The sequence below is a fragment of the Candidatus Symbiobacter mobilis CR genome, assembly GCF_000477435.1.
GTDB lineage: Bacteria > Pseudomonadota > Gammaproteobacteria > Burkholderiales > Burkholderiaceae_C > Rhodoferax > Rhodoferax mobilis.
This window is the reverse complement of sequence record NC_022576.1, coordinates 130,379-145,802: the sequence shown is the minus strand read 5'-3', so window position 1 is coordinate 145,802 and position 15,424 is coordinate 130,379. Positions and strand designations below refer to the sequence as shown.

Annotated in this window: 13 protein-coding genes; 2 read left to right on the top strand and 11 right to left on the bottom strand. The window is 54.5% G+C overall.

All coding sequences use genetic code 11. The annotated features are described in order from the left end of the window. Positions 1-30 precede the first annotated feature (30 nt). The 11 genes from CENROD_RS00630 to CENROD_RS13405 all read right to left on the bottom strand — a co-directional run bounded on the left by CENROD_RS00630 (position 31) and on the right by CENROD_RS13405 (position 12,273). Positions 31-639, bottom strand: coding sequence for a GyrI-like domain-containing protein (locus tag CENROD_RS00630; protein ID WP_022771116.1), 609 nt, complete (start codon positions 637-639; stop codon positions 31-33). Positions 640-818: 179 nt separating this feature from the next. Then, positions 819-2,243, bottom strand: a complete 1,425-nt coding sequence (locus tag CENROD_RS12235; protein WP_202961167.1) for an HD domain-containing phosphohydrolase — start codon at positions 2,241-2,243, stop codon at positions 819-821. Between the two features lie 517 nt (positions 2,244-2,760). Beyond that, positions 2,761-3,156, bottom strand: coding sequence for a type II toxin-antitoxin system HicB family antitoxin (locus CENROD_RS14625; RefSeq protein ID WP_238551793.1), 396 nt, complete (start codon positions 3,154-3,156; stop codon positions 2,761-2,763). After that, positions 3,146-4,102, bottom strand: a complete 957-nt coding sequence (locus tag CENROD_RS00615; protein WP_022771111.1) for a BsuBI/PstI family type II restriction endonuclease — start codon at positions 4,100-4,102, stop codon at positions 3,146-3,148. The genes CENROD_RS14625 and CENROD_RS00615 overlap by 11 nt, the downstream gene beginning before the upstream one ends. Further along, complete coding sequence (locus CENROD_RS00610) at positions 4,099-5,703, bottom strand: Eco57I restriction-modification methylase domain-containing protein (RefSeq protein WP_202961165.1); 1,605 nt, start codon at positions 5,701-5,703, stop codon at positions 4,099-4,101. Before CENROD_RS00610 ends, CENROD_RS00615 begins: the two co-directional genes overlap by 4 nt. Positions 5,704-5,794: 91 nt before the next feature. Beyond that, a complete protein-coding gene (locus CENROD_RS12875; RefSeq protein WP_022771109.1) occupies positions 5,795-6,073 on the bottom strand; it encodes a YgiT-type zinc finger protein in 279 nt (92 codons plus the stop codon). Next, positions 6,070-6,384, bottom strand: coding sequence for a DUF4258 domain-containing protein (locus tag CENROD_RS12870; protein ID WP_022771108.1), 315 nt, complete (start codon positions 6,382-6,384; stop codon positions 6,070-6,072). The genes CENROD_RS12875 and CENROD_RS12870 overlap by 4 nt, the downstream gene beginning before the upstream one ends. A 128-nt stretch (positions 6,385-6,512) precedes the next feature. Then, positions 6,513-7,169 (bottom strand): VRR-NUC domain-containing protein, encoded by a 657-nt coding sequence (locus tag CENROD_RS13410; RefSeq protein ID WP_151194553.1) that lies wholly within the window; start codon positions 7,167-7,169, stop codon positions 6,513-6,515. 234 nt (positions 7,170-7,403) lie between these two features. Further along, positions 7,404-10,580: an efflux RND transporter permease subunit gene (locus tag CENROD_RS00595; RefSeq protein WP_022771105.1), complete on the bottom strand. Its 3,177-nt coding sequence runs from the start codon at positions 10,578-10,580 to the stop codon at positions 7,404-7,406. Positions 10,581-10,584: 4 nt separating this feature from the next. Beyond that, positions 10,585-11,796, bottom strand: a complete 1,212-nt coding sequence (locus CENROD_RS00590) for an efflux RND transporter periplasmic adaptor subunit (protein ID WP_051360259.1) — start codon at positions 11,794-11,796, stop codon at positions 10,585-10,587. A 222-nt stretch (positions 11,797-12,018) separates the two neighbouring features. Beyond that, a complete protein-coding gene (locus CENROD_RS13405; protein WP_022771103.1) occupies positions 12,019-12,273 on the bottom strand; it encodes a hypothetical protein in 255 nt (84 codons plus the stop codon). Between the two features lie 90 nt (positions 12,274-12,363). Here CENROD_RS13405 and CENROD_RS00585 point away from each other — a divergent pair, with 90 nt between their 5' ends. After that, on the top strand, positions 12,364-14,001 hold the full coding sequence (locus CENROD_RS00585) for a putative bifunctional diguanylate cyclase/phosphodiesterase (RefSeq protein ID WP_022771102.1): 1,638 nt from the start codon (positions 12,364-12,366) through the stop codon (positions 13,999-14,001). Beyond that, positions 13,998-15,287: an HDOD domain-containing protein gene (locus CENROD_RS00580; RefSeq protein WP_022771101.1), complete on the top strand. Its 1,290-nt coding sequence runs from the start codon at positions 13,998-14,000 to the stop codon at positions 15,285-15,287. The genes CENROD_RS00585 and CENROD_RS00580 overlap by 4 nt, the downstream gene beginning before the upstream one ends. The last annotated feature ends 137 nt before the right edge of the window (positions 15,288-15,424 follow it).

The window sequence follows — 15,424 nt, the reverse complement described above, 5'->3', positions numbered from 1 at the left end:
CGCAGGTCGCTTCAAATGTAGTGGTAGCCATCACTTCATGGGTTGACGGATGATTGTTTTCCATTTCGTTGGATCGGTGCGTCGTATATCACTTAGGTAAATCTCATGGTGCTTCCCAGCTCGGCCTGTTCGTGCGTCGATAAAACCATGGAGGCGCTCTATCGTTGGCCCTTCTTCCGAAAATGGCCCAATGTGAAGAACTTGGGCGCACAAACCTTCCGAAAACTTTTCCATCCGAAGTTTTCCGATAGCCGGAAGGCCTTTCTTGATCTTGACCTCGGAAATAGCAGCCTCAATGACTACATCTTCCACGAAGTACGGCTGCATAATCATCATTGTCCATTTCCACATTTTCTTGTCGTTGGTACTAAACGCAGACATGTCATCTGCCCACCAAAGCCCCTCGAGTGGCATGACTGCGTAGTCCATTCCTTGTGCCCCCTTTTTCACAATGAACTTTGCCGTGTAGGAAACAGAGAATAGAGCTTCCACTGCCTGGGCATATTCTTGTGATGTGTTGGGATCACCTTCACCATCGACCATGAGGAACTGGAAGGTTGGTACCTCAACCTGAACCACTTCCTTTACGGATGGTTGGTAAAGATGCTTTAGTTCTTTCTTGATATCAATCTTCTGCACGGATGCTCCTGATGATGGCTAATCGGGATAGGGAAAAACCTCGCAGCTCCCTCCTCCCACACCACCGGAAGAACGGGTCACGTATCCGGGGGTTCGATGAATGGTAACATAGTTTAGTCGAACATACAGGGGGACATCGTCTGAGCATGTCTGAGAAGAACCTGAATTCTGATTATTGTTTAGTAATTTTCTATATCTGCAAATTTTTTGCGAATTGTCAGAATACCGTCAAGGTTGGCGAAAAATAGTTCGATCAACCGGGGATCGAAATGCCGTCCACTTTGTTCACGAAACAATGCATATATATCCTCGTCACGCCAAGCAGGTTTGTAGACCCTCGCACTACCCAGGGCATCAAAAACATCGGCAACCGCAGTAATGCGGCCATAAATGTGAATCTGCTCGCCAACCAAACCTACTGGATATCCACTTCCATCGAACTTTTCGTGATGTTGGTGGGCCACTATGGCAGCGGCCTTCAGAAGTTTCCGACTGCTATGGCATAGCATCTCATAACCGATGCTGGCGTGAGTCTTCATCACTGCAAATTCCTCGGAACTCAGTCGACCCGGCTTGTTGAGGATGGCATCAGGAATGGCAACCTTTCCAATGTCATGCATCGGACTGACTTGTTTTAGAAGCTCCGCCTGGTCAATACTCAGGTTATATGCCTTGGCCAGTAGGCAGGAGTATTCAGCAACCCGCTTAACATGATTTCCTGTCTCTTTGCTACGCGACTCACCAATGGCTCCCATGGTGAATATGACTTCCCTCTGGGTCTGTTCTAGTTCTTGATGAAGTTGTTGGATGTGGGCTGCATTCCCCTTGAGATTGGCAGCCATGTCATTGATTCGCTCTCCCAATACCCCCAACTCGTCGCAAGAATGCACAGTGACATTGACGTCGAAGTCACCTGCGGCAATGCGGTCAGTTGCTGCCCTGGCTTGCAACAACGGAACCTGGAACAACCTAGAAAATATGCCTGTAATTTTTGTTCCGGTGACAATAATAAATATAATAAATATCAATATATAAGCATACTGCGCATCAGAAATAATTTGATGATTACTATCTATCCAAGCAATGATCCAGCCGAGAAAAATGATCGGCGCTACCGAAAAACCAAGATGGTAGATACGGAATTTTGCATGGATCGATGGTTGGAACTGGTCTTTATAATATTCAAGCCGGTTTTGAAAAATTTTTGGTATCCAATAGGTACGATTCAAGTACTCAAACAAAAAATAACCAATTGCCATCGAGATGAATGAAATACCAAAAACCCCAAAATTTCCCAACAAGATGTCGCGAAAAGGAAGATGCGGAGCAACGATCCACAGGAGAATCACACCCTGGAAAAAACTCGAAAGCCAGCCGAAGATCGTGATGAAAACGAAATACAGTGGAAAATCCAAGATCTTGCCACGATACGTGTCAACCGTAGCTTTTGCTCGAAACAATGGTGCCACGTATAGCATATACAGGCAAGCTGTACTGCCAAATGGGATAACTAGCAACCATAGCTGATAGTTATCCAGCAATAAAGCTACTTCCGGATTAGCAGGAAACAGTGAGGCGTAAATCGCAAGCAGCGCTCCAGCCATATTCGCTGCAAACCCGGAGAATAGTGAGAGCAGAATGATCCGGCTCCGAAACTCTGGGATAGGTTTATCAGATATTGTGGTGCAGTGGGCGTCTATCATGTACGAAACACCTCAATGTCTTGGATACGAGCTGATTCTTCTTCCGCGTCTGACGGAATTCCTTGTTAAAGAAGAAATATAGCGCCATACTCGATAAATCGATCACAGTCCTTTTTCAACTAACTTCTCAATAAGTTATGGAAAAATTGCAGTAGTGTATTAGGCACGAATGCCCGTCGCCAATCGCAGAATGGCATTAGTTCGTGTGATGCGATCTTCCAAATACCGCCAAAATGAAATCCCTTGTTTGCGACAAGTTTTCGTCAAACTTGCAAACGTGTCTCGACATTGTCGCCCAAGGTCGCTACGGGTTCCACCACTCACTTTTCGTTTTTTTTTTACAATCCCGAATATTGGCTTCGCTTCCATTTTTATGTATCGGTATTTCCTGTTTATTAATTTTTATCCACTGTCAAGCCTATATATTTTGCAATTTGCCGTAGTAATATTTGCGATATTTCATTCCCTGAATGACATGGCACCGTGGTACACATTCCATTAGTGGATCAAAACTTTTGGTGCGAACCGCGTTGCCGAACTTCGGAAAAACCCAATGCTGCAAGCAGTGCGATGAATTCGCGAGGCTTGAGAATAGGAAAATTTCCCATCTGTTGCACGCCACAACAACATTTTGTTTTCCGACAAATTCGGATTCCAACATAGGTTCGCCATCCTCCAGCAACATGGCAACGACTTCCTGGAGTTTTTTGTGTAGTTCCTCCAAGGTTTCCGCCTGTGTATGTGCTCCTGGAAATCCTGGAATAAAGCCGACGCGCTGTAGCGCACCCGCTGGCACGAATGGGTTAGGGCGCATGGTACGGGCCAAGAAACCGTACCCCATCGAAGTGAATGAGGTGAGATGGTGCATCCGCCACCCACACCTCCGTTTCCCATGCAATTTCTCCAAGGTAGCGCCCCATAACGGAACGATTCGGAAAGGCAGTCACAAAAACCAGCCCAGCCTTGGAACCGGCGAAAAGCTTGGCGAGTTCAGCATGGCGCTTCCCATCGACTGGCCCGTGACTGGTGACGGACTCCAACAACAGCAGCCAATTTTTCTCGGTGAAATACAAAACTACATCGGGCATCTTGCCATGCACGTCCACTTCCACTCCCAGCTCGGCCAGCAATGCGGCATCAAAGTACCCCCACTTTTCCCCAGTGTCCCCTGCATAGACCAGCACGCTACCCGGTGCAAAGCGGGGCGCAAAGTCCTCCATGATGGCCCGGATCAACTCGCTATGTTCACCCGGACTGAGGGTGATGGTCTTACCCGGTGCAATCGCCACCGGGATGCGATGCTGTTCGCGCTCTTTGGCGTACTTGGCGACAAGTGTTGCACGCTCGGCCAAGTAGGCGATGAGGTTGTCGTGCCACTGCAGCGTGCCAAAGCTGCGCAACAACTTCAGCGCTGCTGGTTCCATCTGATACACCGCTTTCGGGCTATTCACCGGGCGGTCGGGCTTGTCCGGGTTGTAGAGGGCCACGCCCGCATCGCAGAACTGGTGCATGGTCTGGCGTCGGAACGTCTCGCGGGTATTCGGCGCGTATTCCTTGCCATAGTGCTCCCGAACCCAATCCATGATTGGCGTGATGCCAAGAAGCGGGTTCTCTGCCTGTGACCATGGTTTGCCCGGCGTAAGGTTTAGCAAGGCCAGCAAAGCGAAGGCGGATCGCTCGTTTTGCTGCGCCCGGGGTAGGCCAAGAGAAACAATCATCTGGTGGGCGGCCTTGATGTAGTCCCTGATCTTGTCAGTCATGCAATCAGTTTCCGGAATTGTTCGTCAATCATGTCTTGTGTAATTTCGCTGTGTTGTTGGACCCATTTGCCCAAATCGATGAGCGCCTCACGACTTGGATACTTCATCAGCATAAGGTCGGTTGCATTGACCTGCGTATGACCGTTGAAGCGCCGGAAGCTGTCGTCCACGGCAGTAGTGTTGAGATACATAGCTAACCCTCTTGCCAGCAATGCAGGCAAGCCACGTTTATTTTCGTGAAAAAGGTTGATGTGATTCTCAAAACCCAGCACGGTATGGTTGCCAAAAGCCGATGGATCGACCACGCTTGCCACCACACGTCGCTTTTCTTCCTTGGATGAAAACCGGCGTACTACGCAATAAAAACCATTGGGATACAGCCACTTTTCTGTCACATCATTGCGCAAAATCGCATTCGGCTTCTTCAAGCCTGGCACGGGCCATACTACCCCAGTGATACCCAAGTGGCCGGGATAAACCAAAGGAACGGCGCCTTCTTCTGGCATATCCCGCAAATGCTCTTTCAGACGAAAATCCACCACAGGCCCGGTTGATACCTTGATACCCAAATGGGCCAGCGTGTAGCGCACGGCAGGTGATAACTCGATGGCGCTTTTCTCTAGCGACGTAGGTACATGGATGAATCGTTCCGAATCGTCCGGGAATACGATCCGGTCGAACGAGTGTTCGTGGGAAACAAGGTCGGTGAAGCTGTCGTCCGTCGAAGTGGTGATCGTTACTGGCCCAGGCTTTCCGCCTCGCTCCAGTCGAATGATGATGTTTTCTTGGAGTACCTCGTCATCCTGGAAAGCCTTGTTGCGCGACTCGAAAAGATGAATGTGGCGAATGGCCGCACGCTCAAGGATGAAATCGCGGAACGGGCGGTAGTACGGCCCATTGCAAAAGCTGCGCGGGATGATTGCGACGATTTGGCCGCCTGGTGCAGCCTGTGCTACGGCTAGTGCGACAAAGGCCGAATACAGATTCACTGTCTCAATACCAACCGTGCGCAATGCCAGCCGATGGGCTGAATCGGAATTGATCTTCTTATATGGCGGATTCAGAATCGCGTGGGTATATTGTGGCATCACTGAAGCAAAAAAACTACCAGCAATTGCTTCCGTTGCAGCATGAATAAAATCTTCCACTCGAATTACTGCGGAAAACTCTGGCCGGTTTTGATGCCGATGTAAAGTATTTTGCAAATAAATTTTCAGGGAATCGTCAATTTCAAACGCATCCAATTCCACGCGATGAAAATGAAAGCCGCCCAACTGCCACCTTTCTAAAAATGCATCAGAAAGAGAACCAATCCCAGCCCCGGCATCGAGTAAGCGGCAATTACCATAGGCATCAGGGAAAAGGCTGGCCATAAACATGGCAATCTTGGATGGTGTAAAAAACTGGCCAAACTGTGACTTTTTGTTTGACTCAATCTTTTTGGACACCTCCAATCTTGTCTGTTCGATTGTCAATACTCTCACGTCTTCTTCTTTACCTTCTAACGTTGAAGAAAACCGACCGCCAGGTAACCGTTTACGCACTGCTGCAATTTCTTGCATTTCCTGCTCCAAGCGCTTTTTGAAGGTTTGCCATTGCAAGATAGACTACAAATCATACTTCATTGTATAAGTATTTCTCAGAATGACAGAAGCCCTCATGCCCCGTGCTGACCACATGCAAAACGGCTGGTTAGGATGTCGGCTGAATGGCTTTGTTAGGCCAATTTGCTTCCACAGTGAAAGACTGCCCAAGAATTTTGAAGTGCGTAAATTCATTTTTTCTTAATTTGCTACGAATTTCTTCAAAAGATTCTACTACATCTTCTGCATATAGCCGTTCACCACAGTGAAGACATACTTCGGCAGTTACTATCATAGAAACCGTATTGCCACCGTTTCTCAAGAGTTTCTCCACCTTTTTATTTACTAATTCACCATTACAGACAGGACATTTTTCAAATGGTTTCATGTTTTCACCCTAATTTTCCAGTCAATCCAGCGCTTTGGATCTGGACGATACACTGTAAGTAACACAACCCATAAATTATCTGGATTGTAACCCCATACACTATGAATAGGTTCTCCAGTAAAATTTTTACCAAATACAAGACAGCTTGGGTATGGCCTGTCATTTGGATAATCTTCAATAATTTCACCCTTTATTACTGAGTAATAAATTTCATCGAACGCCAAATCATCATTTACCGCTTCTTCATCAGCGTGATCTGTTATGCGAACTAGACTTCTTTGGATTGCAACAATAATATCAGTAATATTCATTATTTACGAAACATATTTACTTAATTTGCGTTATTATCCAAAATAGCGCAAAAGTTCTAGAGCATATTATCGATGTTCGCATTCGTCCACTTTGCACAAGCGTCGTCACATTTATCTTACGCAGATATCTACAGTCTATGGCTTGCGGCAAGCGGATAAAGATATTTGTTTGTGACTCGTATTAGATAAGACATCCCATCGTCCTTGTATTTTCCAAGCCAGTTCAGCCAGCGAATCTGCTCTTGGCTTAATTTTTCAGAAATATCCTTTACCTCCAAAAAATGCAATACACCGTCGGCAAACCCTACGATATCAGGGAGTCCGTTGGGTCCTGATTTGCATAACTCACAAATCAATTCATTTTTAAGCTCGCTGGGAACGAATCTATCAATCAAGTCAATTCTTGCTAGCGTCTCTTGGTAATAATATGTTTTACCATACAGACAGACTCCATTTGCATACCCAGAACAACCATTGATTTCTGTAAAGTTAAATTTACGGATTTTTGTGTAATTTCCGCATACTGGACATTTTTTTGGCGGAATGAATGATTTGTAACTTTCCTGCTCAAGCGCCAATTGTTGCAGTACACCAGCCCATGTTGTCGCGCCCACTCTGCAAGCTATTTCGTAAAGTGGTTTCTTGAACGGTATATTCCTGTTAGAAAACCAAAATTCCAAATATTTATTTGCCCATTGCTGCTGACAAACTTTTTCTGCTTGTCCACGAGTGTTGTGATAGGCTTCGTCATAGATAATAATCTCCGAATAAAGCTGCGCATTCACAATGCTATCCACTACTCCATGAGTTTCAATCTAGAGGATATCCTGCATCAGTCTGAAATTCTACGCATGAGCCAGTTTCGAAATGGACATCGAATCAGCATCAGGTAGACCATGCCAGCCAGCTCGACTTTCCAATGCTTTTCACTGATGTATCCATCCTCAATCCCGTCAGCACAATCAACCATCAATGCAAGCTCCAGCGCAGCACAGCCACGTATGCTGGAATTTTCCCCATCACTCCCCCTCCCCATCCCCCCCCACCGGCGCATGCACTCCCATATGCGCCGCTTGTTGTGCATGGATCTCCCTTTGCCGCGCTGTATCCGGCAGCAATGTCCGCACTACAACAAAAAATATCGGCACAAATACTACCGCCAGTGTTGTCCCCGCAATGATTCCGCCAATTACTCCGGTGCCAATGGCACGCTGGCTTGCGGAACCGGCTCCCGTCGCCAAAGCCAATGGCAGTACGCCGAGCGTGAATGCCAGCGATGTCATCACGATCGGGCGGAATCGCAGGTGCGCGGCTTCCAGCGCCGCTGTGATCACCGCCTTGCCTTGGGCGTGCAAGTCTTTTGCAAATTCAATGATCAGAATCGCGTTTTTGGCGGATAGGCCGATGATCGTCACCAGCCCCACCTGAAAGTACACGTCATTCGTATACCCGCGCAGCAAGGTCGCCAGAATCACCCCGAATACCCCCAGCGGGACGACCAGCACCACCGCAACGGGGATGCTCCAGCTTTCGTACAGCGCAGCCAAGCACAAAAACACCGATAGCACCGCAAACCCGTACAGCAATGCCGCTTGCGATCCGGCCACTTTTTCCTCGCGCGAGGTGCCCGTCCACTCAATCCCCATCCCCTCCGGCAGTTGCGCGGCCAGTCGTTCCATCTCCGCCATCGCATCGCCCGTGCTGTAGCCCGCAGCAGCCTGCCCGCTGATTCGCATCGCCGGGTAGCCGTTGTACCGCACCGCCTGCATCATCCCCGTCACCCACTTCGTCGTCGCCACCGATGACAACGGCACCAATTGCCCAGAACGGTTGGGAACGTGGAACCGCAACACGTCTTCCCCCTGCATCCGCGCCAGCGCATCGGCTTGCACGATCACCCGCTGCATCCGCCCCGCGTTCGGAAAGTCGTTGACGTAGCTCGACCCCAGCAGTGCCGATAGCGTGGCATGTAGGGTGTCGATGTCCACCCCCAGCGCACCCGCTTTGTCCCGGTCGATGTCGATCTGCAACTGCGGCGCGTCTTCCAGCCCGTCGGAGCGCACATGCATCACCAGTTTGCTTGACCCTGCCAATTCCTGCAGCCGGTTGCGTGCGCTCAGCAGCGCATCGTGCCCCCGCCCGCCCCGGTCCTGCAAGCGCAGGCTGAACCCGGACGACGACCCCAGCTCCGGTATCGGCGGCGGGTTCAGCGGGAAGATCGACGCATCGCGAATGTCGGCCAGCGCCCCAAACGCCCGCCCCGCCAGCGATTGCGACGAGTTCTCCGATCCCGGGCGCTGCGCCCAGTCCTTGAGCGTGACAAACGCCAGCGCGGCGTTCTGCCCCTGCCCCGAAAAGCTATACCCCAGCACCGTCACGATCCCTTCCACCTGCGGCTGTTCGAGCATGTACTTCTCGACCCGCTCGATCACCGCCAACGCACGCTCCTTCGTCGCCCCGGCAGGCAGTTGCACGTTGACGAGCACGTTGCCCTGGTCTTCGTCCGGCAGAAAGGCCGAGGGCAGGCGGTGGTACATCCACCATGCAGCAATGGCGATGGCCAGGTACACCGCCAACGTCCGCCCCGCACGCGGGAACAACCGCGCAACGCCCCGTTCATACGACCGCGCCACCCGCGAAAAACCCCGGTTGAACCGCCCGAAGAACCCGCTGCGCGCCAGATGGTGCCCCGCCTGCACGGGCTGCAACAGCGACGCGCACAACGCCGGCGTAAACGACAACGCCAAAAACGCCGAAATCGCGATCGACACCCCCATCACGGCAGAAAACTGCCGGTAGATATTCCCCATCGACCCCTGAAAAAATGCCAGCGGAACGAAGACCGAAATCAGCACCACCGTTACCCCCACCACAGCGCCGGAAATCTGCCCCATCGCCTTGCGCGTGGCTTCCGGCGGCGGCAGTCCTTCCTCGCTCATGATCCGCTCGACGTTCTCGACAACAACGATCGCGTCATCAACGACGATGCCGATCACCAGCACCATCGCGAACATCGTCAAAACATTGATCGAAAAACCCATCCCCAGCAACGCCGTACACGTTCCCAGCAGGGTGATGGGAACGACCAGCGTGGGGATCAGCGTATAGCGCCAGTTCTGCAAAAACAGAAACATCACCAGAAACACCAGCGCAACCGCCTCGACCAGCGTGTGCAGCACCTGCTGCAGCGAGGTGGCCACGAAGCGCGAGCTGTCGTAGGGAATCGACCAGCGCACCCCTTGCGGAAAGTAGGCTTGCAATGCGGTCATCCGCTCCCGCACGGCCTGCGCCGTCGCCAGCGCGTTGCCGCTGGGGGCAAGCTGTACGCCAATCCCCACGGAAGGCTGCCCATTCAGCCGCGCCGATGTTGCATACGCCTGCGCGCCCAGCTCGACACGCGCCACATCCCGCAGCCGAATGTGCGAGCCATCCGGGTTCGCCCGCAGCACGATGCGTTCAAACTGCTCCACATCGCCAAGCTGCCCGACCACGACGACTGCCGCAGCCGTGCCTTGCCCGGCCAAGGCGGGCAGAGCGCCGACTTCCCCCGCAGGCACCTGGACGTTTTGGGCGCGAATCGCCGCCAACACCTCCGCCATCGATAGCCGCAGCCCGACGAGCTTGGCGGGGTCGATCCACACCCGCATCGCCCGCTCTGTGCCGAAAAGCTGTGCCTGCCCCACGCCGGGAAGGCGCTGCAACTCGGGCACGATGCTGCGCGCTGCGTAGTCGCCGAGCGCAACGGGATCGACGGCAGGGTTGTCCGAAGACAGGATCGTGAACAGTAGGAAATTGCCACGCGCCTTGTCCACCCGCACCCCTTGCTGGGTCACTGCACTCGGCAGTCGCGGGGTTGCGCGGGCAAGGCGGTTTTGCACATCCACCTGCGCCAGGTCGGCATTCGTGCCGGGTTGAAAGCTCAGCGTGATGCTGCCGGTTCCATTGGCCTGCGCGGCAGATTCCATATACACCAGCCCCGGCGCGCCGTTCATTTCCTGCTCGATGATCGACAGTACGCTGTCGTCGAGCGTTTTGGCCGAGGCACCGGGGTAGGTTGCGGAGACGACGATCGTCGCCGGTGCCACGGGCGGATATTGCGCAATCGGCAACTGGGTGATGGACACCGTCCCCGCCACCAGCAGGAACAAAGCGATGACCCACGCGAAGATGGGCCGGTCGATAAAGAAGTGGGCCATGCGCTTACCCTCCCGCCGATGCGGAAGACGCAGGCCGCGTTACCGCCGCCGGTGCCGATGAGGGTGCCGATGAGGGTGCCGATGCCGACGCCGCCTTCCAGGGAACGGGCTGGACGACCGTCGCCCCGCGCAGTTTCTGGAAGCCGTCGACGACGACTTGCTCCCCTGCCCGCACTCCCTCGCGCACGATCCATTGCCCTGCGTGCTGTCCATCGGTACGGTCAATGCGCACCGTGCGCTGCGACACCTTGCCATCCTGCGCGACGACCATCACGGTATCGCCCTGTGGCGAGCGCGTCACCGCCTGCTGGGGGAGCAAAAACACGCCGCGCAACATCTCCCGTTCTCGCTGCACCCGCACATACATCCCAGGCAGCAACACCCCTTGCGGATTGGGGACGACGGCACGCAGGGCCACTTGGCCATTGCCGGGGTCTACGGCAGCCTCCGCAAAAAGCAGCCGGGCCTGGTACGCGCTTCCGTCTTCCAACAGCACACGTACCTCTTGCCCGGAACCGGGGGCAGAGCGCCCCACCATCCCCGGCACGGCAGCATCGGAAAAATCGACATACAGGGGGTCGATTTGCTGGATCAGCGCAAGCGGGGTGGCGTCCCCCTGCCCAACAAGCGCTCCCTCCGTCACCAACGCCCTACCGATGCGCCCCGCAATCGGCGCCGTGATGTGCGCGTAGCCAAGCTGAATGCGTGCGGTTTCCACGGCGGCACGTGCCAGGGCGACATCCGCAACGGCCTGATCGCGGGCGGATTCGACAGTGATCCGGTCTTGCTCGCTCACCACCCGAGCTTGGGACAAAGCGCTGTAGCGGACATGCCGCGCACTCGCCTGCACAAGGTTGGCCTGTGCCTTGGCCAAGGTGGCCTGCGCACTCGCCAGCGTTGCGCGGTAAAGGCTATCGTCCAAGTCGAAAAGCGCTTGGCCTGCGCGCACATCGCCGCCTTCGACGAAATGCCGACGCTCTACGATCCCAGCCACGCGCGCGCGCACCTGCGCCGTTCGCGAAGCCTGCAAGCGGCCAGATAGCTCGACCGTGGCCCCCACATCGACGGGCGCCAGCGCAAGCACCCCAACTTCGACGGGATGCCCGCCACCCCCACCCTGCTCAGGTCCCGTTCCCTGCGAACACGCCAGCAGAAACGCTGCGGCGCAAGGCGCGATGCTCCAGCGGAACCGTTCCCATACCCACCGAGATGCCATTCCATACCCCTTACCTGTGCCTAGCCGTGACGATCCGCACAACCCTTTGCCCTGCATGCCGTATCTCCAAAAAATGCCAAAAAAAGCCCGTACAAAGCGGGCACACTGCCCTCACAAGGGCTACGCGAGAACGAAAAAACCGATGGCTACAATGATTTGAAAGAGTTCCTAATAGCTCTCTATCTAGTTCTCTATCTTTTGCTGTGCGGGCTGTCTACTGCTCTACGCTCCACATCCGGAATGGCTGATGCCACTGTCGCTGATAGTGATGGTTCTCAGAATCACTGGAATCACTGGAATATATCCCCCAGTTTTTCCCCCAGCTTTTTCACTGTTTTCTCGCTGTTTTTGTGCGATACGTCGTACCTCTGTCAAGATGTCTGCGGGGGTTTTGGGCTGCGGATATTTCTGGCGCCCGTCATGCGCAAATGCCTTTTTCCAGGCATCGGCTGTTACTGCAGGGAGCATGGAATCCATGTGTAGTCACCACACCGGCTCCGGTGCTGCAGTCCCGCTCCCACTGAAGTTCGCCGCGCCTACTGCGCGCCCGACAACAGGGTCATACCCATGACTTCCCCTACCCTGGATCGCGTACTGGATGCCGTGTTGCGCATCGACGCAGACCTTGGTGTCAAGTTCGTTTCGGAACAAGGACAACGGTGGCTGGGATGCACCGACCCAGCACAACCGGCGCCGATCCCCCGCACGTTCCTCGACATCCTCCACAAGGACGATGCCGAAGTGTTTTTGGCAGCCTGCCATGGCACGCCCGATTACTTCACCTGCGATGTGCGCGCAGTGCGGCAAGGGCAGGAATCCTGGATCAATGTTCGGGGCTACCAGCTTCCCGGTATCCAGCAGTACGCCTTGTGCATCATCGACATCTCTGCCTGGAAGGCGGATGAGTCCGCACTGCGGCACGCCGCCGAGCACGATGCACTGACCGGGCTACCCAACCGGGTTTTTTTGCGCAAGACCGTTGACCAATACATCCAGGCTGGGTGTCCGCTGTTCTCGCTGGCCATGCTCGACCTCGACGGGTTCAAGACGATCAACGACTCTTTCGGGCACACCGTGGGCGACGCCGTACTCGTCGAAACGGCCAAACGCCTGCGCAAAGCCATCCGCCCCAATGACCTACTCGCCCGGCTTGGTGGGGACGAGTTCGTTTTGTTCATGAATGGAAAAACCGCCGACGATGCCAAGGCGGCCATGCAGGACATCCTGTTCGCCATCGCACGTCCCTACGACACCTCTCCGCACAGCGCCTACATGGGCGTGAGCATCGGCGTCGCGGAATATCCCCGGCACGGCAGCGACTACTCCATGCTGCTCAAAAATGCCGACAACGCGATGTACCAGTCCAAAGGCGAGGGGAAAAACCGCATCAGCATCTTCCTTCGCCCCCCGGAAAGCGTGGACTTTTCGATCCGCGCAGCCATCCACACGGGGATCGAAGAAGGCGAGTTCTTCATGGAGTTCCAGCCGCAATTCGATGTGCATCGCCGCCTTATCGGCGCCGAAGCGCTGATGCGATGGAAAAGCCGCACCTTCGGGCGGGTTGCGCCAGACCAATTCATCCGCATTGCCGAAGAATCAGGTCTCATGCCCTTCCTGGGCAGATGGGCGCTTCGCTACGCATGCCACCACTTGCGGGAATTCCGCAAACACATGCCGTCATTCGTCATGTCCGTCAATGTCTCGCCACTACAGTTCGAGGAAGCGTCTTTTGACGACAGCGTGCTCGAAGTCGTTGCGGAAACGGGGATCGACCCCGCTTTCCTGATCTTGGAAATCACCGAATCGACCCTGATGCATAGCAAAGAAAAGACGCAGCTCGCGTTGGAGCGGCTGTGCAAGCAGGGAATCCAGTTTTCCATCGACGATTTCGGTACCGGCTTCTCCAGTCTGGCGTATCTGACCCGCCTGCCTGTCACGAGCATCAAGATCGACAAATCCTTCGTCCGGGCCATCGAACCCCCGTCGTACCCTGGTGGCGCAAACCGCAAGCTCATTGCGGCGATGGTGAACCTCGCACACAGCATCGATCTGCTGATCGTTGCCGAAGGCATTGAAGATGAAGAGCAATTCGGCTTCATCCGGGGCGTTGGATGCAACCTCTTTCAGGGATACCTACTCGGCAAGCCTATGCCTGCCCCCCAGCTCCAAGCGCTGCTGCAAAACCGGCCCAAGGGGGTGGCATGAACAACGCCGTGCTCGACAAGCTCTATGCGGAGATGAACCAGTCCCGTGGCGTCCCGGCCCTGGAAAGCACCGTGATGTCGATCCTGGGTTCCTTGCACAACATCCGTGTACAACCGGATCACATGGCGGGGAAGATCGTGCAAGACTTTGCACTGACCCAAAAGGTGTTGCGCCTGGCCAATTCCCCCATGTATGGCCCTTTTGCTCCAGAAACCTCGTCGGTCACGAACGCCGTGCGCGTCCTCGGGTCAGACGCGCTGTTGCATGTAGTGCTCAACACCTCAATGGCCACGAACGAGGAGATGCAACAGCGGGAATGCCTGGCCAAAATCCTGATGGCTTCCGACCTGGCGCGCAACCTCTGTGCCCAGCGTGCCGAAGCTGTCTCCATCGCCACCCTGATGGTCGATCTGGGCAACCTGATGACCACCACCTTCCTCCCGGAAGAAAGTGCGCTCGTACACCAAAAAGTTGTTTCGGGCGCAGAGCAGGATGTTGCAGCCATCGACGTGCTTGGCATGACCCACCAGCAAGTGGGCATTGAAGTAGCGCGTCACTGGGGGTACCCCCGGTCGATCGTCTCGATCATCGACGGTACCGGAGACCCCACCCTGGTCGGTGTGGCGCGGTTTTCCAACGAAGCCTCCTCGCTGATCCGCGACGGGAGAACCAGCGAGGTACATCACCTCGTCAAGCGTTTGGAGCTTCCCGGCATCGACAAATCTTCGGTCCTAGGATGGATCGACCGCAAGCTCGACGAAGGCACCCTGACCGACCGCCGCTCCCGCTCCGTGACCAGGGAATCCCAGCTCGAACAGCTCCACAAGGATGTGCAGCAATCAGAATGGACAAGCATGGAATCGCTCGCCGGCGCCATCTTTGCCGGGCTGCACCAAATTCTGCACTCCGCGCACTGCTTGCTGTTCACCAAAATGCGTTCGGGCGATTTCCGTATCTGTTATGGGTACGGCAAAGGCATCGACGAGCTACGCAGCAAAATTCGCATTGCGACGACCGAACACCATACGACGGCGTTCCACGCGGTCATCCGCAACAACGTCGATATCTCGATTGCGGACGTCACCAAGCTCAAGCCCAGCGCCCTGCCCGACGGCTACACAACCCTGCTCCCCGAGATTCGCCGTTTCGTCATCCTGCCCATCGCGAACAAATCCGTCTCCGGGCTGATGTACTGCGACTGGGATGGAACGAACACCATCGGCCAAGCCGATCTGGTCGTGGTGCGCAAGCTGCGCAATCTGTTCCTGCCGTTCTTCCCCGCCTGACTTTTCATAGAGCCTATTGCCCTCGCCTAGCGGCAAAGGGTGGTGCTTCGTCAAGTGCAGGTGAGGGCTGCCGTGCATCGGCAAACATCGGCCTGCCGAAATACAAGGTTCCATGTCGGCGCACCCCATGTTGCCTA

What these genes read in the sequence shown, in the direction of transcription:
- CENROD_RS12235 (WP_202961167.1), bottom strand. Translation starts at nt 2,243, where the DNA reads ATGGCTGGAGCGCTGCTTGCGATTTACGCCTCACTGTTTCCTGCTAAT.
- CENROD_RS14625 (WP_238551793.1), bottom strand. Translation starts at nt 3,156, where the DNA reads ATGCGCCCTAACCCATTCGTGCCAGCGGGTGCGCTACAGCGCGTCGGC.
- CENROD_RS00615 (WP_022771111.1), bottom strand. Translation starts at nt 4,102, where the DNA reads ATGACTGACAAGATCAGGGACTACATCAAGGCCGCCCACCAGATGATT.
- CENROD_RS12875 (WP_022771109.1), bottom strand. Translation starts at nt 6,073, where the DNA reads ATGAAACCATTTGAAAAATGTCCTGTCTGTAATGGTGAATTAGTAAAT.
- CENROD_RS12870 (WP_022771108.1), bottom strand. Translation starts at nt 6,384, where the DNA reads ATGAATATTACTGATATTATTGTTGCAATCCAAAGAAGTCTAGTTCGC.
- CENROD_RS00595 (WP_022771105.1), bottom strand. Translation starts at nt 10,580, where the DNA reads ATGGCCCACTTCTTTATCGACCGGCCCATCTTCGCGTGGGTCATCGCT.
- CENROD_RS00590 (WP_051360259.1), bottom strand. Translation starts at nt 11,796, where the DNA reads ATGGCATCTCGGTGGGTATGGGAACGGTTCCGCTGGAGCATCGCGCCT.
- CENROD_RS13405 (WP_022771103.1), bottom strand. Translation starts at nt 12,273, where the DNA reads ATGGATTCCATGCTCCCTGCAGTAACAGCCGATGCCTGGAAAAAGGCA.
- CENROD_RS00585 (WP_022771102.1), top strand. Translation starts at nt 12,364, where the DNA reads ATGACTTCCCCTACCCTGGATCGCGTACTGGATGCCGTGTTGCGCATC.
- CENROD_RS00580 (WP_022771101.1), top strand. Translation starts at nt 13,998, where the DNA reads ATGAACAACGCCGTGCTCGACAAGCTCTATGCGGAGATGAACCAGTCC.